The sequence below is a fragment of the Polaribacter sp. KT25b genome, from assembly GCF_900105145.1.
Taxonomy (GTDB): Bacteria; Bacteroidota; Bacteroidia; order Flavobacteriales; family Flavobacteriaceae; genus Polaribacter.
Window position 1 is genome coordinate 2430426 of record NZ_LT629752.1, and the last position, 19080, is coordinate 2449505.

Genomic DNA, 19080 nt, shown 5'->3' on the forward strand with positions numbered 1-19080 from the left:
ACTTATTTATTTTAAGATGATATTTTAAGGATTTAAATATCTTTGATGCTTAAAATAAAAAGCATGTTAGAAAATCTATTTACATTATTTATGTTAGTTATGTTACAAGCTGTTCTTGGTTTTGACAACTTACTATACATTTCTTTAGAATCTAAAAAAGCACCAGAAACAGATCAAAAAAAAGTTAGAAAAACAGGAATTTTAATTGCAATCGTTTTAAGAATTGTATTATTATTTGTGCTTGTTTCTATCATAGATTTTTTTCAAGAACCTTTTTCTTTTTTATCTGGCGGAATTGAAAACATCATAAAATTTGCTTTTAACGGTCACAGTATTATTGTTTTAGTTGGTGGCGGATTTATTATTTTTACTGCTATTAAAGAAATTTGGCACATGATTTCTACAAAAGGACTCGAAGTTTCTGAAATGGCTTCAGATAGAAGTACAAAATCTTCTAAAGCAGTTGTTTTTAGTATTGTTTTAATGAATTTAGTGTTTTCTTTTGATTCTATTTTAGCCGCAATTGGTCTTACAAGTGAAATTGAAAGTTCTACAACCGCTTTTATAATTATGGCAATTGCAATTGTTATTAGCGGTTTATTAATGCTAATTATGGCTGATAAAATCTCTGTTTTCTTATCAAAAAATAGAATGTATGAAGTTTTAGGATTGTTTATTCTTTTTATTGTAGGAATAATGTTAGTTACAGAAGGTGGTCATTTAGCACATCTTAAACTATTTGGAAACGAAATTGTGCCAATGAGTAAAACTACATTCTATTTTGTACTTGCAATTCTTATTATTGTTGATGTTGTTCAAGGAAAATATCAAAAGAAACTTGCTAAAGAAAAAAAATAAATTCAAGGTATATTTTAAAGATAAAAAAAGTCGCTGTATTAAATTACAGCGACTTTTTTATAATAATTCAGTAATACTATCTTTAATTCTTTGCGTAATAATTTGTAGAATTCTTTTATTTACTTCGGATACATTAGCCGTATAAAACGTAAATTCATCCGTAGAAAAATGACCAACGATAAAACCTAAAGTCATATTTTTATAATTGTTATCTGTTTTAAAAATAGATGAAATTCTACTTCTCTTTTTCTGATCTGATAAAACAGAAAAATCAATTTTTCGTTTCTGTAAATACTGTTTAAACGAAGCAATTAATAAATCGTGCTGCATTTTTATAACAGGACGAATTATTTCATTTTGAAATTTCTCTAATTCAGAAGTTCCTTCGTTTACTAAATCTGATAAAATTGGTCTTTCTTTTTTATTCATCTAATAATTCATCTAGTTCTAATTGATAATCATATTGTAAATCTTCATGCAGTTTTTCAATTGCTTTTTTGATCATTTTAATTTGAGAATCAAAAACATTTTGCAATCGCTGACTGTTTTTTATAGAAGGTTTCATTGCTTTTAATTTCTTACAGAAATACAACAATAATTCGGTTTCTGTTTCCTTATTTTTCGAGTATCTAATATACTTTTTGGTAAGCGATAGAATTTTACGTACACTTTTTCTGATGTAAAAAAAACTCTTTGTATTAATCTCTAAAAACTGGTCATCCATTTGATCTTTAATCGACTGGATATACCCTTCTTCATTATGAGACTCAAACAATAAATAAGTAAGTAATTCTTTGTTTTCTTTTTTAAATCTTGATAAATGTAAACACAACTCTTTTAACTCATTGGCAGATTTATGCGTTAATTCGTCTTTGAGTTGTTTTATGGTTACAGCTTTCATTTTTTAAAATTTTCTACCAAATATATTAAAAAATAAAACCTCACAGATTTTAACTTGTGAGGCTTCTTTTTTATTTTAAAAACAATTATTTTTCACTAGGTATTGCTACCATTTCGTTTACATCTGCATCATAATCTACACCATCAACTTTAAAGCCGAATAAATTAAAGAAATCGTTGCTATAACCTTCTAAATCTCCAATTTCTGATAAATTTTCTGTTGTTGCAGTTGGCCATAATTTATCAACTTCTGCTTGTACATCTTCTCGCATTTCCCAATCGTCAATTCTAATTCTTCCTTTTTCGTCTAAATCTAAATCTCCTCCAAAAACTCTTTCGCTATATAAACGCTGAATTTGCTCAATACAACCTTCGTGAATTCCTTTGGCTTTCATTACTTTATATAGTAAAGAAATATACAACGGAATTACAGGAATTGCAGAACTAGCTTGCGTTACCAAAGCTTTATTTACAGAAACAAAGGCTTTACCACCAATTGATTTTAAATCATCTGTAATTGTAAAAGCAGTTGCTTCTAAATGATCTTTTGCTGCACCAATTGTTCCTTTTCTATAAACTGCTTCCGTTAATTTTGGGCCAATATAAGAGTATGCAATTGTTGTAGCTCCTTCGGATAATAAGTTTTCTGCTTTTAAAGCGTCCATCCACATTTTCCAATCTTCACCACCCATAACTGCAACTGTGTTTGCAACATCATCTCCTTCTGCAGGATTTATAGAAATTTCTGATACATTTCCTGTATGAAAATCTACTGTTTTGTTAGAAAAAACGCCGCCAATTGGTTTTAAAACCGATTTAAAACGTTTACCAGTGTCTGGATGTGTTCTTACTGGTGATGCTAAACTGTAAATCACCAAATCAACCTGACCTAAATCTTTTTTGATTAAATCTAAAGTTTGTCTTTTTATTTCATTTGAAAATGCATCACCATTTATACTTTTTGCATATAAACCTGCTTCATGAGCATGTTTTTCAAAAGCTGCTGTATTGTAATATCCTGCAGATCCTGTTTTTCCAGGAGCAGAAGGTTTATCAAAAAAGACACCAATTGTAGCTGCTTCTGATCCAAAAGCACTAGAAATTCTTGATGCTAATCCAAAACCTGTAGATGACCCTAAAACTAAAACTTTTTTAGCGCCATTAATTTTTCCTTTCGACTTTACATATGCAATTTGATCTGTAATATTTTTTTCACAACCTGTTGGATGCGCAGTTAAACAAATAAATCCTCTTGTTCTTGGTTCTATAATCATTTTTGTTTGTTTTAGTTTGCTAAAAAAGCGTTCACATTTTTTTCAATTCTCTCCATCACATTTTCTGTGGAAGCTTTTACAAATTTTTCTCCTGTAATTTGTTCAAATAACTCTATATATCTGTTAGAAATCTCTATGATTTTTTCATCAGACATTTCTGGAATTTGTTGCCCTTCTTGTCCTTGAAAACCATTTTCTATTAACCATTGACGCACAAATTCTTTTGATAATTGTTTTTGAGCTTCTCCTTTATTTTGTCTTTCTTGATATCCATCAGCATAAAAATAACGAGAAGAATCTGGTGTATGAATTTCATCAATCAATACAATTTTACCCTCTTTTGTTTTACCAAATTCGTATTTAGTATCCACCAAAATTAAACCACGTTTTGCAGCAATTTCAGTTCCTCTTTCAAATAATTTACGTGTATAATCTTCTAAAACTACATAATCTTTTTCAGAAACAATTCCTTTTGATAAAATAGCTTCTCTAGAAATATCTTCATCATGTTCGCCATTTGCTGCTTTAGTTGATGGCGTAATAATTGGTATTGGAAACTTATCGTTTTCTTTTAATCCTTCTGCTAAAGTAACTCCACACAAAACTCGTTTTCCAAGTTTGTATTCACGTGCTGCATGACCAGACATGTAACCTCTTATAACCATTTCTACTTTAAAAGGCTCGCATAAATGACCAACAGCAACATTTTCATCTGGATTTGCCAATAACCAATTAGGAACAACATCTACAGTTTCATTCATCATTTTTGTTGCAATCTGGTTTAAAATCTGACCTTTAAACGGAATTTGACGCGGCAAAATAACATCAAAAGCAGATAATCTATCAGTAGCAATCATTACTAAAAGTTGGTCGTTTATATTATAAACTTCTCTAACTTTCCCTTTATATATAGATTTCTGGCCTGGAAACTGAAAATTTGTTTCGTTAATTGTATTCATTTTTTGTGTTGTTGTTTGCGCAAAAATAAGCTTTCAATTTCTTTTTTTTCAGAATTGAAGTAGTTTTTTATTTGCTGTCTTTCAAAAGAAAAAACTTTAGATTTATTTTCTATTTCATTTATTAAAATTAAAGAAACTCTACTTAAATTGTACGATTCTAAAGTTACAATTTCTTCTTTATCAATTTCATAAAATACTTTTAATAAGTCTTCTAAAATTAGAATATCAACTCCATGTATTTTATTTTTTAATTCTTCTTCATTTAATGCAAGTAATTCATAAAATCCAAAATCTAATTTTTCTTTTAAATCTTCATTAAAAGCTTGCAAAGAAAAAACTTCGTCAGTGCTACTAATACTAGAAAACATTTTTCTTAAAAAAAATGAAATTTTCTGTATTTCTCTTTCTATAAAATCATTTTTGTGTTCCATTAATAAAATTACTTTTTATTTTTTAGAACTTTTATTTGTTTTAAATTATCTGCAATTGGGGTTACCGTAATTATTTCTTCTCCAGGTATAAAATAAAAGAAATATGCAGAATTTTGACCAACCTTTTTTACATCTAACCTTGTATTATCTTTAAATATTAATGTATAATTTGGTATAATTTCTTCTTTAGTAAATCTCTGCTTCATTCCTATTCCCATGCCTGTTCTCATAGAAATAAAAAGTAAAAAAAAGATAAACATCATCCCTTCAACATTGTTCTTTTTTTTCTCTAACTCAGCATATTTTTTATCTAATTTCTCTATATTATATATTTTTTTATACCATTTTTTTACTTTAAAATATTTATATAAGTTAAACATCCATTTAGTAAAATACATTCTCATTAACCAGAACATAAAAACAAGAAAAATAGAAATTTTCCAATTATTTGCTAACAAACTTAAAGGAGAAATTAATGCATCTAAAATAGTTGTGTAGCTTAAATAAGAAATTCCAAAAATGCCATAAAAAATAGCATCACTTACAATTCCTAAAATAATAAGATATAAATACCCGATATAAAAATAATCTTGAATTCCTAATTTATCTTTTTCTATTTTTATCATTCTGTTTCTATACTTTTATATGCTGCTATAATTTCTTTTACTAATTTATGTCTTACAATATCTTTATCATCTAAATACACATGTGCAATACCTTTTATATCTTTTAAAGCTAACAACGATTCTTTTAAACCAGAAACTTGTTTTCTTGGTAAATCTATTTGCCCAGGATCGCCAGTAATAATAAATTTTGCACTTTTTCCCATTCTGGTTAAAAACATTTTCATTTGGTTATGAGTTGTATTTTGTGCTTCATCTAAAATTACAAATGCGTTGTCTAAAGTTCTACCTCTCATAAATGCCAAAGGCGCAATTTGAATGACTCCTTTTTCTATAAAAGCTTCTAATTTTTCATGCGGAATCATATCTCTTAATGCATCATATAAAGGTTGCATATAAGGATCTAATTTCTCTTTTAAATCTCCTGGTAAAAACCCTAAATTTTCTCCAGATTCTACTGCTGGTCTTGTTAAAATTATTCGTCTAACTTCTTTTTCTTTTAAAGCTTTAACAGCTAAAGCAACAGCAGTATATGTTTTTCCTGTTCCTGCAGGACCAACAGCAAACAACATATCGTTTTTTGCCATTGAAGCAACCATTTTACGCTGATTTTCTGTTTGTGGTTTTATCAATTTGCCATTAACACCATGTACTAAAATGTCTTTAGCAAATTTTGATGCAACAGATTTTTCTTCATTTCCGTTTGATGTTAAAATGCGCTCAATGCTATTATCATCTAACTTATTATATCTATTAAAATACTTTATTAAACGATCAAAACGAATTTCGAATTCATCTAAAACGGAGGATTCTCCATAAATTTTTAATTTAGATCCGCGAGCAACAATTTTTATTTTTGGAAAGTATTTTTTTAACTGCTCAATCGTATTATTTTGTGTGCCAAAAAATTCTTTTGGACTTATTTCTGTTAACTCTAAAATGCGTTCGTTCAAATGTTTAAATTTATTAGAATATTAGTAAGAATTATTAAATTAAAAATAGTAATTAAAACTAGTAAATTGATTAGATTTGCGTAAAATAATCAACAACTTTTACACATTTAATTAACAGCCAAAAATTCAATGTCTTTTATAACATTAACTACAGATTTTGGAACCAGAGACCACTTTGTTGGTGCTGTAAAAGGTGCTATATATTCTGAGCTTGCAGATGCTAAAATTGTTGATATTACACATCATATATCGCCTTTTAACATTACTGAAACTGCTTATATTTTAAAAAATTCTTATAAAAGTTTTCCAGAAGGAACAATTCATATTGTTGGTGTAGATTCAGAATTAAGTGATGAAAACAAACATATTGCTATTGAACTAGACAATCATTTTTTTGTTTGTCCAGACAACGGAATTATTTCAATGATAGCTTCAGAAATTCAACCAACAAGAATTGTAGAAATTAACATTCATACTCGAGTTGAAAGTAGTTTTCCTGTATTAGATGTTTTTGTTCAAGTTGCTTGTTTTATTGCCAGAGGAGGAAATTTAACCGTTATTGGTAAAGAAATTAGAGAATTTAAAAAGTTAGTAGAAATACAACCCAAAGTAAATCAGAACCAAACACAAATTATTGGTGGTGTCGTCTATATTGATAATTACGGAAATGTAATTAGCAACATCAGTAAAAAAATGTTTAATGAAATTGGTAAAGGACGTAACTATAAGATAACAGCATCACGTTATTTATTTACCAAAATCTTTACAAAATACAATGAAATTACTGGAGATAATTCTCAAAACATAAAACAGTTTGATGGCAATAAATTAGCCATATTTAACTCTGCTGGTTTTTTAGAAATTGCTATTTACAGAAGTAATTTAAAAACCGTTGGTGGCGCATGTAGTTTATTAGGACTAGAATATAGAGACCCTATAATTATTGATTTTTTCACAGAATCTAAACCAGAATACACATCTTTATCCTAAAAATATGTTTGTTAGAATTGTTAAAATGAGTTTTCACTTAAAACATATTAATGAATTTTTAATATTATTCGAAGAAAAGAAAAAACTTATAAGAAATTCTGAAGGATGTAATTTACTAGAATTATATCAAGATAAAACAAATCCAGAAATATTTTTCACCTATTCTTATTGGGAAAATGAAAGTAATTTAGAAAACTATAAAAACTCTAAATTGTTTAAAAATGTTTGGGCAAAAACTAAAACATTTTTTAATGATAAGCCACAAGCTTGGAGTGTAGATAAAAAAGTAAGTTTGCAATAAATAATAAGCCATTAGAAAAATTAAAAAAATGAATTTTAACTTTACCCCTTTTCCTGTTTTAGAAACAGAAAGATTAACTTTAAGAGAATTAAACTTAACCGATGCTAAAGCAATTTTCGGATTAAGAACCAACAAAGAAGTTAATGAATTTATTGATAGAAAAAGACCAAATAACCTTTCTGAAGCAAGAGCTTTTATAGATCGTATTTCTACACTAACTTTAAATAATGAAGGCATTTTTTGGGTTATAGAATCTAAAAGTAACCATCAATTAATGGGCAGTATTGGTTTACGTAATTTTGAAGATGAAGACGATTATGCAGAAATTGGTTACGAATTAGATCCTATTTATCAACAAAAAGGTTTTATGAGCGAAGCTTTTGAAGAAGTTTTAAAATTTGGTTTTAATCAAATGGAATTAAAAACGATAGAAGCTTTTACACACAAAAATAATATGGATTCTATTATGTTATTAGAAAAACAAAAATTTGTATTTCATCCAGAAATTAAAGATGAAGGTTTTGAAAACAATATTAGTTATCGATTAACAAAATAGCACCTTAATTTGCAATGACATTGTTTTCTTTTAAATCTTTTCCAAACTTAAAAAGTGAGCGATTATTTTTAAGAAAAGCTACTTTAAAAGATACACAAGACGTTTTATTTTTACGTTCTAATAACGAAATAAATAAATTTGTGTTTACAGAAAGAATTAAAAACATTGAGGAAACTAAAAGTTTTATTGCCCTTTGTGATACTCTATTTAAACAAAAAAATAGAATTTTTTGGCTCATAGAATATCAACAAAAAATAATAGGAAGTATTATTTTACATCAAATTTCTTTAAACGAAAGTTATGCTGAAATTGGTTATAAATTAAAACCAGAATTTCATCAAAAGGGAATTATGAGTGAAGCTTTAAATATCGTTTTAGAATTTAGTTTTAATAAAATGAATTTAAAAACGGTAGAAGCATTTACACACAAAAATAATTCAGCTTCAATTGCGTTGTTAAAAAAACAGCATTTCAATTTTCAACCAGAAAGAAAAGACACAAATTTCGAAAATAATCGTATTTACAAAATTGAAAACATTAGATAATTAAAAAAATTACACTTTTGAAAGCCATTTTAAAAAAAGAATTTAACTCATTTTTTGCATCACCAATAGCCTATTTAGTAATTGGTGTTTTCTTGCTTATAAATGGCTTGTATTTATTTATTTTTAACGACGATTTTAATATTTTAAATGCAGGTTTTGCAGATGTAACTCCTTTTTTCTATTTAGCTCCGTGGGTTTTTCTTTTTCTAATTCCGGCAATTACCATGAAAAGTTTTGCTGATGAATTTAACACAGGAACCATCGAACTTTTAAAAACAAAACCGATATCTGATTGGCAAATTGTTTTAGGTAAATTCAGCGCTTCTTTTTTATTAGTTATCATTGCAATTATCCCTACTTTTATTTATGTTTTTACCGTTTATAAATTAGGAAACCCTGTTGGTAATATCGATTTTGGAAGCACAATTGGCTCGTATATTGGTTTGTTATTTTTAGCAGGAACTTATACCGCAATTGGTTTGTTTACATCTACTTTATCAAAAAATCAAATTGTAGCTTTTATAATAGGAGTTTTAATTACATTTTTTCTTTTCTTCGGATTTGATGCTATTGCGACTTCGTTTGCCAACGATAGTTTAACGATTAAAAACCTTGGAATTAACGAGCATTTTAAAAGTATTTCTAGAGGAGTTATCGACACAAGAGACATTATTTATTTTTTAAGTGTCACTTTTTTCTTTTTATTCATCACTAAAACAAGATTAGAAAATGAATAAGAAACTAAGAAACATTGCTTTTTTAATTGTGGGTTTAATCGCTTTAAACTTCATCAGTCAATCAGTATATAAACGTTTAGATTTAACACAAGATCAACGTTACACGCTTTCTGAAACTACAAAAACTATAATTTCTAAGGTTGATAAAAGCCTTTTTATAACTGTATATTTAGAAGGCGATTTCCCATCAGAATTTAAAAGATTACAAATTGAAACGCGTCAATACTTAGAAGAATTAGCCGCAAAAAACAGCAACATCATTATTCATTTTGCAAATCCTGACAATCAACGAGAAGATTTGATTAAAAAAGGAATGATGCCAAGCCAATTAACAGTTGAAGAAAATGGTAAATTATCTGAAGCAATTATTTTTCCTTGGGCAGAAATCAATTTTAATTCGCAAACAAAAATTGTTTCTTTATTGCCAACAGCAATCGTAGCAAGTCAAGAAGAACAACTACAAAAAGCGATTGAAAACCTAGAATATAGTTTTAGTAACGCTATAAATTCCATCACTCAAAAAGAACAAAAAAGAGTAATACTTTTAAAAGGAAATGGAGAATTAGAAGACCTTTATCAATATAGTTTTTTAAGTGAAGTTGCTAAAAAATACAAATTAGCAAAGTTTACGTTAGATTCTGTTGCTAAAAATCCGCAGAAAACTTTACAAGATTTAAACTCTTTTGATTTAGCAATTATTACAAAACCAACTCAAAAATTTACAGAAAAAGAGAAGTTTACTTTAGATCAATTTATTACAAATGGCGGTAAAACTCTGTGGATGATAGACAATATACAAGCAGATCAAGATAGTTTACTTTCAACCGGAAAAATGTTAGCATATCCAAGAGAATTAGAGCTAACTAATTTGTTGTTTTCTTACGGAATTAGAATTAACACAACACTTATTAAAGATTTATATGCTGCTAAAATTGCATTGGCAACTGGTACAATTGGCAACCAAACTCAGTTTCAAAATTTAAACTGGTTTTACCATCCTTTAGTTACTGGCAACCCAAATAATGCCATCACAAAAAACATTGCTCCTGTAAGATTACAATTTACAAATCAGATTGACACACTTAAAAATAATATACAAAAAACACCTTTATTATTGAGTTCTCCATTAACTCAAAAAGTAGGAACGCCAACAATTATCGAGTTACAATCTATTGCTGATGAACCTTTAGAAAAAGAATATGTTTCTGGTCATCAATTGTTTGCTGTTTTGTTAGAAGGCAATTTTAATTCGGCTTACAAAAACCGTGTAAAACCTTTTGAAACTTCACTTTTTAAAGCAAATGCAATCAATAATAAAATGATTGTAATTGCTGATGGTGATATTGGGAAAAATCAGATTTTAAAAGGAAAACCTACAGATTTATCAAGAGATAAATGGACTAATGAAGAATTTGGAAATAAAGATTTTCTTTTAAATTCGGTAGATTATTTGTTAGATGATACTGGTTTAATCAAACTAAGAAACAAGACTTTAAAAATTAATATTCTAGATAAGCAAAAAGCTTTTAAAGAACGAACTTTTTGGCAATTTATAAACGTTGCTTTACCATTAGTTTTATTATTTGTTTTCGGATTCGCCTTTAATTATTTTAGAAAACGCAGGTATAGTTAGCTTTTAGCTTTTAGCTTTTAGCTTTTAGCTTTTAGCTTTTAGCTTTTAGCAAAAATAAAAAGTTCTCGATACAATTTTCTCAAAAAATCGAAAATCACTCGAACTTACAAATTCTTAATTTTATAGTCTAACAAACGTACTGTCATTTCGAAATGAGCTTTTTTAAGCAATTGAGAAATCTTATCTTATAAACATAATCGATAAATAGATTCTTCCTCACACTTCGTCAGAATGATAAAACTCTTCAACTTTAAACGCTGCTAATTTACAACTTAAATAGAAAGTAAATCATCATGAATAAAAGTATAATCTAAAACTTCTTGTACTTTTTTAGAACTGATAATTTTCCATTCATACACTTCATTATTTTCAAATTCTGGAACTTCAAAATCATTGCTTAATTTAGCAATTGTATAAAATTCTCTTCTCGTTGGATGATGATTAGAACAGGCATTAAAAGTTTCGTTCCAGCAATTTTGAGCAATAATTTCATGAATAATTTCTATACAATCTTCTTTATGAATCATGTTTACAAAACCTTTTGGTTGCGGAATTTTTCGGCCGTTTTTAAACCAATTAGAAGGTTGTCTTGTATCGCCAAATAAACCAGCAAAACGAATAATTGTTGTTTCGAAAAAAGTGTTTTCTCTAAACAAATTTTCAATTTCTGATAACAGAGTTTTTAAAACCTCATCTTCTTCTGTCATCACCTTATTTAATCTTCCATATACAGAAGTTGAACTAATAAAAATTACTTTTTGAATACTAGAATTTTCGATTTGAGAAATCAAATTTTCAAATCCGTCAATATCTTTAGATGTAATTGCAATAATTAAAATATCTGAATTTAAAAAATCATCAAACTCTTCAAAATCAGAAATATTAACTAGATAAGCTTCAATATTATTTAGTTCTAAAAGTTCTAATTTTTCTTCTGATGTAGTTGAACCTTTTACCGAATATCCTTCATCTAACAAAGAAATTGCTAATGATTTTCCTAACCAGCCACAACCTAAAACACTCACATTTTTCATCTAAAAATCGTCTTAATTTCAGCAAAGATACAATCCATTAATTTAAGGTTTTGTTAACAATTCTCATTTTTTGAAATCATATATTTATCAAAATATAAAAACCATAAACCATGAAAAAATTATTACTAAGCTTACTTGTAGTTGCCCTTTCTTACACTACAACTGCACAAAAAAAAATACCTGCAAGTCCATCTCAAAAAATTGAACAAACTGTAGGTTTATCAACAATATCTGTAGAATATTCTAGACCAGGCGTAAAAGACAGAACAATTTTTGGTGATTTAGTTCCTTTTGGAAAAGTTTGGAGAACAGGTGCAAACCAAAACACAAAAATAACTTTCAGCTCAGATATTACTGTTGGTGATACAACTTTAAAAGCAGGAACTTATGCTTTATACACTATTCCTAATGAAGAATCTTGGGATGTTATTTTTTATACTGATGCTACAAATTGGGGAAATCCAAAAAAATGGGACGAAACAAAAGTTGCAGCAAAAGTTTCTGCAGAAGTACAACCAGTTCCTGACACGATTGAAAACTTTACAATTCTATTTGATAATCTAAAAGACACAAGTACAGTTTTAGGTTTTCTTTGGGAAAGCACGTATGTTGGTGTGCAAATTAATGTAACTAACTAAATTTTTAAAAAAATATTTTAAAATCTCAAGTGAAAACTTGAGGTTTTTTTGTTTAAAAAAGAAGATCTTGTTGGTTTTTGTTAAAAAAATACTAAATTCGCTAACTTCTAATTTACACTTTAAAAAGGTTTAAAATATTTGAAGATTAACAAAACTATGAAGAAACGAACTAGATTATTTAATTTTCTAATAGACTCTACAACATTTTTTATTATTGTGATCTTACTTTCTATTTTATTGAAAAATTATATTGAAAGAGAAAACTTAAAATACTTTATGATTCTATTATATTATCTATATTATTTCATTTTTGAATTTACTACCGGCCAAACTATTGGAAAAATAATTACGAAATCTAAAGTTGTTAGTAAAAAAAATGGAGGAAAACCTAATTTTTCTGAAACCTTAATTAGAACCTTGTCAAGATTAATACCTATTGATTTTATATCGTACTTATTCACATCAAACGGAATTCATGATATATTATCTAAAACAGAATTAAAACCAGTAAAACTATAAATATTAACTTAAATTTAAAAAATGAAAAGTATTAAAAAAGGAATTGCACTTGTAATGGTTGCATTAATGATGTCTAGTTGTGCAACTGTTTTTGGCGGAAAAGTTACAGAATATCAAAAAAGAAAACCTCTTCCTGGTGAACAACAAAGAGAAGTAAGAGTTGGAGCATTAATTGCAGATGTTATACTTTTCTGGCCTGGATTAATCGTAGATTTTGCTACTGGAGCAATTTACAAGCCTAAAAAATAATTAAGGCTTATACTTTTAAAAGTTAGTTGCGTGTTTATTTCGTTTGATTTTCTCTACAGAAGAACCTTCAAAAAAAAACACGCAACTTTCATTATTATAAATAGTTAAATATTTAAACCACACAACTTCACTTAAATTTATATAGTATAAAACTCCTAATTCTGAAATAATTCTTAATAACTAAATTATACGATTTATTATTAAAACTTCAAGTGTCAGTTCTTTTGATTTTTATGAAGCAGTAGCGTAATAAAAATTGTATCGAGAACTTTTTATGAACTTGAAATTCATTTACACAAAATAATTATTTATAAACCGTATTAATGTTATTTTAACTTTATTTACACAATTAAGAATACTCCAAACCAATAATACCTCTTACTTTATCTAACGTTTTTATCAAGTTTTTAGAGAACTCAAAAGTCATAATATCACTTTCTTTTTTACCGTCTCTTAAAAGCTGATTAAAATGTGCTGTTTCAAAATTATAACCAATGGTTTTGTAGCCAAAATCGATAGTTTCTTCTTTTCCGTTTTCTAAAATAGTTACTGTTGAAGGCGCATGAAACTGCGTATTTATTTTTACAATTGCTTTATCAAAAGTAAAAATTGCATGTGTTGGCGTATTTTCTAGCAATGTACTTTTTAAAGTTGCTTTTGCTTCTTTATAATTAAAAATCATAGTACAATCAGCATCAGCTCCAGATTCAAAAAAAGTTGCTTCGGCATCAATAGAATTAGGTTTTCCTAAAGTTGATAATGCTGCAAAAATTGGATAAATTCCAATATCTAACAAACTTCCACCACCAACTTCTTTTTTAAAAACTCTACTATTTTCATCATAAATAGGATGAAAACCAAAATCTGCTTCTAAGCTTTTAATTTTTCCGAATTTTTCACTTTTTACAATCTCTAAAACATATTTAAAATGTGGCAAAAAGAATGTCCATAAAGCTTCCATTAACAATATATTATGTTCTTTGGCAACCGCAATCATTTCTATTACTTCTTGCAAATTCATTGCAAAAGGTTTTTCGCACAAAACCGCTTTTTTATGCTGTAAACAAAGTATAGAATGTTCTTTATGAAAACTATGTGGTGTAGCAATATAAACTGCATCTACATCAGCATCTTTTGCCAAAGCTTCATAAGAATTATAGGCTTTTTTCGCGTTGTGTTTCTCTGCAAATTCATTAGCATTTTGCAAATTTCTAGAAGCAACAGCTACTAATTCAGTATTTTCTAAAGTTGCTAAATCTGTAGCAAATTTATTTGCTATTTTTCCAAGTCCGATAATTCCCCAACGTATTTTTCTTTTTTCCATAATTTACTCAATTTCTATAGTTTCTAAATTATCACTCGTATTGTTATTTGAAGGAATAAAAAACTGCAATACAATTGCAATTCCCATTACCAAAGCACATCCTAATAAATTTAACCATAAATATGGCAACCAATCTAAATACCAAACTAAAATAATTAAAATTTGAGTAATTAAAGCAGCAACAAAGACGGCATTTCCTTTTACAAATTTAACAAAAAATGCAAGCAAGAAAATACCCAACACATTTCCATAAAAAATAGAACCAATAATATTTACTAACTGAATTAAATTATCAAATAAATTAGCAATACACGCTACAGAAATTGCAATAATTCCCCAACCTAGTGTAAACCATTTTGATGCTTTTACATAATGTTCTTCGCTTTTTTCTTCCTTTACATTTCGCTTGTATAAATCGATAGCAGTTGTGCTTGCCAATGCATTTAATTCTGATGCGGTAGAGGACATTGCTGCAGATAAAATTACCGCCAATAAAAGTCCGATTAATCCTCTTGGTAAATTATTTAATATAAAATGAATAAACACATAATCTTTATCATTAGACTCTATTTTTTTAAGGTCGTTTTCTTCATCAATCTTATTGATAATTTTTTTTGCAGCTTCTTTAATTTTTAAATCTTCAGTATTTAATTCTTGAATTTGTTGTTTTTCGGCTATCTGAAAACCATCAGCAAAAATTGCTTTTTTAGTGTTTTCAATATTAATATGTTTTAACTCTAATTGTTGATATTCTTTTGCATATTTAGAATTTAAGACTTCCTCATTTGCGCCAGGATTAAAATTTAATGGAGATGGATTAAATTGATAAAACACAAAAACCATTACACCAATTAACAAAATAAAAAACTGCATTGGCACTTTTAATAATCCGTTAAAAATTAAACCTAACTGACTTTCTCTAACAGATTTACCCGATAAATAACGCTGAACTTGGCTTTGATCTGTTCCAAAATAAGAAAGCATTAAAAATGTTCCACCTAAAATTCCCGTCCAAACGGTGTATCTATTACTCAAATCAAAAGAGAAATCTAACACTTTCATTTTATTACTTGCGCCTGCAATTTCTAAAGCTTTTGTAAACGTAATATTTTCTGGAAGCTGACTCATAATCATAAAAAAGGCAATCAACATTCCTAAAAAAATAATGATCATTTGTTGTTTTTGAGTAACATTTACTGCTTTTGTTCCTCCAGAAACGGTGTAAATAATTACTAAAAAACCAATGATAATATTCAAGGTTAATAAATCCCAACCTAAAACTGCCGATAAAATAATTGCTGGCGCAAAAATTGTTATTCCTGCAGCTAAACCTCGTTGAATTAAAAATAAAATTGCCGCTAAACTTCTGGTTTTTAAATCGAATCTTCCTTCTAAAAACTCGTAAGCTGTATAAACTTTTAATTTATGATAAATCGGTATAAAAACCACACAGATAATAATCATAGCAATTGGCAATCCAAAGTAAAATTGCACAAAACCCATTCCGCTATGAAATGCTTGTCCTGGAGTTGATAAAAACGTAATTGCGCTAGCTTGTGTTGCCATCACAGACAAACCAATTGTCCACCATTTACTATCACTTCCACCTTTTATATAATCGGTTACGTTGCTATTTTTTCTGGTAACATACGTACCGTAAACAACTATAAATAATAAAGTTACCGAAAGAATCACCCAGTCTACATAATGTAATTTACTTGCAATTTCCATCAATTAAACCGTAAAATAATTAGTGATAAAAAAGAAAATAATTATATATACAATATTTGCAATCAACACAAAACTGTACTCTTTTTTCCAAATATATTTTTGTTCTTTCATTTTATGTGATTTTTTTTTGAAGCTATTTCCTGCTTTCCACTATATCTTTTTGCAAAAAAAGCAAAAAGGATGTCGTTTCAATCAGGGCTAAATATATCTACTTTAGGTTGTCATTATTTTTTAACTTCTGCTTTTATTTCAATCTCTCTTTTTTTAACAGACAACATATTTGCAAAAAGTTTATAAGCACCAGAAACACCAGCAGGCAATTCTCTAAAGAAACTTAAACCAGTATAAATATAGTTTCCTTTACCATATTTTGCAATTAACAAACTTCCATATTTAGGCGTTTCTCCTTTGTCGTTCATATAAAAAATTGGCGTGTATTCTTGACTCCAAGAATTAGGAAAATACAAACCTCTTTCTTGAACCCAACCTTTAAAATCTTCGCTAGTAATTTTATTTGGATAGTTTAAAACTTCTTGTGTATCATCAAACGTTCCAACTTCTGCTAATTCATCTGTAACTCTATCTCTAGACAATTTTAAAGGATAAGGTGCTTTTATATCTACACCTCTATTAGTGTTATATTGCACAATCATGTTTCCTCCTTTTTTAACATAATCTAACAAGAATTTTTGTTTAAATTTTAATTCATCAACCACATTATAAGCTCTAATTCCTAAAACAATTGCATCAAATTTTAATAAATTATTTTCATTTATTTCTAATGGATTTATCTCGTCAACAGTATAACCAATTTGTCTTAAACTTTCTGGAACTGCATCTCCAGCACCATTTATATATCCAATATAATTACCTGCCTTTTCTATATTTAAACGAACAATTTTTGCTTCAGAATTTAATAAAACAGTTTGTTTAGGAATGTGAGTGTAATTAATTTCGACCAATTCTTTATCATAGGTTTTACCTTCGGATGTTGCAATCACCTTCAACTTACCTTCAGATTTATTGTTTGGAGGACTTACTACAAAAGAAACCGTTTTTATATCATTTTTTTGTGCAATGCCAAAATTAATTTCTTTTGGTGAAACACTCCAATTTTCAGGAACCTCTAAACTCACCTTTCCGTTTATATAGCTAGCACCTGCTCTAACTTCTACACTAATTTTTTTAGGAATACTATCAGAAAAAATAAGTACTTTGTTTTTTATTCTTGTTGTAATTTTTGGTAAAATTTCAAAAGGCTCATAAATTTCTCCTTTATCTCTTTCTGCATATCTTACAATTACATCTTTGGTAATTGTAATTGTCATATAATTTATAATAAGATTAAAATCAACTTTAACAATTCTTGGTGTTTCTGGTTTACCTATTAATTGCTGATTTTCTACAGTATACATACCTAAAGAAGGTTCGTTTTTTAACCAATAAGGATCAGAAAATTCATTTGTTTTTAATAGAATATGTTCTTTAAAATTAAACTTTTTATTTTCTGATAATTCAAAACCTTTATAAATAATATTTTTATCAATCGTTGATGTAATTGACGTTAATTGCATAGGAATATTACTTCTATTTAAGATTTCAAAATCAACTTCAATTGAAGAATTTGGCGTTCCAGACGAACTAATTGCAGAAGCTTCTAAATACAAACCTGCGCAAGCTTCAATAATTTCTTTAATTTGTTTTTCTTTAATTGCGCGCCAATGAGCATCTTCTAATTTCTGAATTAATTTATAAGCCTCCATCAATTTTGGTAAATGTTTAGACGGATTTACAAAATCAAAATCTTTCTCAACATCATATAAAATATCGCCAATTTCTCCTCCATTATCTATACGATTCCAAGTTGTATTAATTCCAGAAAAAATATCGTTTTTATCTTTTAAAGGTTCTCCTTTTAAAAATGCTACATATTCTTTTTGTTCGCCTCTAGAAGTTAATCGTCCAAAACCCTGACTTAAATGTTGGCTACTCGCTATTGACGCTAACTCATTATTAGAAACACCTTTTAAAGGATAATATGCACCAACATCAAAAGAAGTTAACTTTCCTTTTGTAGCCGCATCAAACTCTTCTTGAGTTTTATAAAACCACGAAGAAGTGTTAAAAAACAATCTTTTTGGTGCCCAAACATTCGTGTATTTTAATTGACTTACAAACTGAGTTGTATCTTTTGCCAAATCAAAAGCTTCTACACTTAATATTGCAGAAGTTGTATGATGACCATGCGTTGTACCTGGTGTTTTGTCATTAAATCTATTAATAATTACATCTGGTTTAAACGTTCTAATTGCCCAAACAACATCACTTAAAACTTTGTCTTTGTCCCAAATTTCTAAAGTTTCATCTGGATGTTTAGAATATCCAAAATCATTTGCTCTTGTAAAAAACTGTTCGCCACCGTCAATATTTCTAGCTGCCAATAATTCTTGAGTTCTAATAACTCCTAACAATTCTCTAATTTCTGAACCAATTAAATTCTGACCACCGTCTCCTCTAGTAATTGATAAATAACCAGTTCTAGCTTTAATAGTATTTGCTAAATATGCTATTAAACGTGTATTTTCGTCATCTGGATGTGCTGCTATATACAAAGCTGTTCCTAAAAAGTTAAGTTTTTGTACCTTCTGATAAATTTCGTTAGAAGTTAATTTCTTAGGTTTTTGAGCAAAAACGGTAATTGAAATCAGTAAAAAGGCAAGGCTAAAAAAGAATATTTTTTTCATTTGTTTGATTTGATAATCGAACAAAAATAACTTTTTTATGTCCTAAAACTTCATCTATTAACATAATTATAACGTTTTCAT

At 27.9% G+C, this 19080-nt stretch carries 21 protein-coding genes; 10 read left to right on the forward strand and 11 right to left on the reverse strand.

Features of this window, described 5'->3' with window-relative positions:
- The first annotated feature begins 45 nt into the window (after positions 1 to 45).
- A complete protein-coding gene (locus BLT70_RS10480) occupies positions 46 to 858 on the forward strand; it encodes a TerC family protein (protein WP_091894189.1) in 813 nt (270 codons plus the stop codon).
- Between the two features lie 57 nt (positions 859 to 915).
- On the opposite strand, the gene BLT70_RS10485 is transcribed toward BLT70_RS10480, so the two are convergent.
- The 7 genes from BLT70_RS10485 to BLT70_RS10515 all read right to left on the reverse strand — a co-directional run bounded on the left by BLT70_RS10485 (position 916) and on the right by BLT70_RS10515 (position 5998).
- On the reverse strand, positions 916 to 1287 hold the full coding sequence (locus tag BLT70_RS10485) for a glyoxalase (protein WP_091894191.1): 372 nt from the start codon (positions 1285 to 1287) through the stop codon (positions 916 to 918).
- Complete coding sequence (locus BLT70_RS10490; protein WP_091894193.1) at positions 1280 to 1759, reverse strand: hypothetical protein; 480 nt, start codon at positions 1757 to 1759, stop codon at positions 1280 to 1282. The genes BLT70_RS10485 and BLT70_RS10490 overlap by 8 nt, the downstream gene beginning before the upstream one ends.
- Before the next feature lie 85 nt (positions 1760 to 1844).
- The gene (gene fabV / locus BLT70_RS10495; RefSeq protein WP_091894195.1) at positions 1845 to 3032 is read right to left on the reverse strand and encodes an enoyl-ACP reductase FabV; all 1188 of its coding nucleotides are present in this window, start codon (positions 3030 to 3032) and stop codon (positions 1845 to 1847) included.
- An 11-nt stretch (positions 3033 to 3043) separates the two neighbouring features.
- Complete coding sequence (locus tag BLT70_RS10500; RefSeq protein WP_091894197.1) at positions 3044 to 3991, reverse strand: phosphoribosylaminoimidazolesuccinocarboxamide synthase; 948 nt, start codon at positions 3989 to 3991, stop codon at positions 3044 to 3046.
- On the reverse strand, positions 3988 to 4422 hold the full coding sequence (locus BLT70_RS10505; RefSeq protein WP_091894199.1) for a hypothetical protein: 435 nt from the start codon (positions 4420 to 4422) through the stop codon (positions 3988 to 3990). Before BLT70_RS10505 ends, BLT70_RS10500 begins: the two co-directional genes overlap by 4 nt.
- A gap of 8 nt (positions 4423 to 4430) precedes the next feature.
- Positions 4431 to 5048: a hypothetical protein gene (locus BLT70_RS10510; protein WP_091894201.1), complete on the reverse strand. Its 618-nt coding sequence runs from the start codon at positions 5046 to 5048 to the stop codon at positions 4431 to 4433.
- Positions 5045 to 5998, reverse strand: a complete 954-nt coding sequence (locus tag BLT70_RS10515; protein ID WP_091894203.1) for a PhoH family protein — start codon at positions 5996 to 5998, stop codon at positions 5045 to 5047. Before BLT70_RS10515 ends, BLT70_RS10510 begins: the two co-directional genes overlap by 4 nt.
- Before the next feature lie 129 nt (positions 5999 to 6127).
- On the opposite strand from BLT70_RS10515, the gene BLT70_RS10520 reads away from it, so the two are divergent.
- From BLT70_RS10520 to gldG, 6 genes are read left to right on the forward strand one after another with little or no spacing between them, the layout of a single operon-like run.
- Entirely contained in the window at positions 6128 to 6988 is an 861-nt protein-coding gene (locus tag BLT70_RS10520; protein ID WP_091894204.1) for an S-adenosyl-l-methionine hydroxide adenosyltransferase family protein, read from the forward strand.
- A gap of 4 nt (positions 6989 to 6992) precedes the next feature.
- On the forward strand, positions 6993 to 7289 hold the full coding sequence (locus BLT70_RS10525) for a putative quinol monooxygenase (RefSeq protein ID WP_091894206.1): 297 nt from the start codon (positions 6993 to 6995) through the stop codon (positions 7287 to 7289).
- A gap of 28 nt (positions 7290 to 7317) precedes the next feature.
- Positions 7318 to 7845: a GNAT family N-acetyltransferase gene (locus BLT70_RS10530; protein WP_091894208.1), complete on the forward strand. Its 528-nt coding sequence runs from the start codon at positions 7318 to 7320 to the stop codon at positions 7843 to 7845.
- A gap of 14 nt (positions 7846 to 7859) precedes the next feature.
- A complete protein-coding gene (locus BLT70_RS10535) occupies positions 7860 to 8390 on the forward strand; it encodes a GNAT family N-acetyltransferase (protein WP_091894209.1) in 531 nt (176 codons plus the stop codon).
- 17 nt (positions 8391 to 8407) lie between these two features.
- Positions 8408 to 9127 (forward strand): gliding motility-associated ABC transporter permease subunit GldF, encoded by a 720-nt coding sequence (gene gldF, locus BLT70_RS10540; RefSeq protein ID WP_091894211.1) that lies wholly within the window; start codon positions 8408 to 8410, stop codon positions 9125 to 9127.
- A complete protein-coding gene (gene gldG / locus BLT70_RS10545) occupies positions 9120 to 10760 on the forward strand; it encodes a gliding motility-associated ABC transporter substrate-binding protein GldG (protein WP_091894213.1) in 1641 nt (546 codons plus the stop codon). The genes gldF and gldG overlap by 8 nt, the downstream gene beginning before the upstream one ends.
- A 272-nt stretch (positions 10761 to 11032) precedes the next feature.
- Here the strand turns inward: gldG and BLT70_RS10550 are convergent, their stop codons facing one another.
- Positions 11033 to 11794, reverse strand: coding sequence for an NAD(P)H-binding protein (locus tag BLT70_RS10550; RefSeq protein WP_091894215.1), 762 nt, complete (start codon positions 11792 to 11794; stop codon positions 11033 to 11035).
- Positions 11795 to 11904: 110 nt separating this feature from the next.
- Between BLT70_RS10550 and BLT70_RS10555 the strand changes: the two genes are divergently transcribed.
- The 3 genes from BLT70_RS10555 (at position 11905) to BLT70_RS10565 (ending at position 13200) form a co-directional block, all read left to right on the forward strand.
- A complete protein-coding gene (locus tag BLT70_RS10555; protein ID WP_091894217.1) occupies positions 11905 to 12432 on the forward strand; it encodes a DUF2911 domain-containing protein in 528 nt (175 codons plus the stop codon).
- 156 nt (positions 12433 to 12588) lie between these two features.
- Positions 12589 to 12951, forward strand: a complete 363-nt coding sequence (locus BLT70_RS10560; protein WP_091894219.1) for an RDD family protein — start codon at positions 12589 to 12591, stop codon at positions 12949 to 12951.
- A 21-nt stretch (positions 12952 to 12972) separates the two neighbouring features.
- The gene (locus BLT70_RS10565; protein ID WP_091894221.1) at positions 12973 to 13200 is read left to right on the forward strand and encodes a hypothetical protein; all 228 of its coding nucleotides are present in this window, start codon (positions 12973 to 12975) and stop codon (positions 13198 to 13200) included.
- A gap of 349 nt (positions 13201 to 13549) precedes the next feature.
- Here BLT70_RS10565 and BLT70_RS10570 read toward each other — a convergent pair whose 3' ends face one another.
- The 3 genes from BLT70_RS10570 to BLT70_RS10580 form a co-directional block, all read right to left on the reverse strand.
- Positions 13550 to 14524 (reverse strand): Gfo/Idh/MocA family protein, encoded by a 975-nt coding sequence (locus tag BLT70_RS10570; protein ID WP_091894223.1) that lies wholly within the window; start codon positions 14522 to 14524, stop codon positions 13550 to 13552.
- Positions 14525 to 14527: 3 nt separating this feature from the next.
- Positions 14528 to 16255, reverse strand: a complete 1728-nt coding sequence (locus tag BLT70_RS10575) for a sodium:solute symporter (protein WP_091894225.1) — start codon at positions 16253 to 16255, stop codon at positions 14528 to 14530.
- A 224-nt stretch (positions 16256 to 16479) separates the two neighbouring features.
- Positions 16480 to 18999: a PIG-L family deacetylase gene (locus tag BLT70_RS10580; RefSeq protein WP_091894227.1), complete on the reverse strand. Its 2520-nt coding sequence runs from the start codon at positions 18997 to 18999 to the stop codon at positions 16480 to 16482.
- Positions 19000 to 19080: the final 81 nt, after the last annotated feature.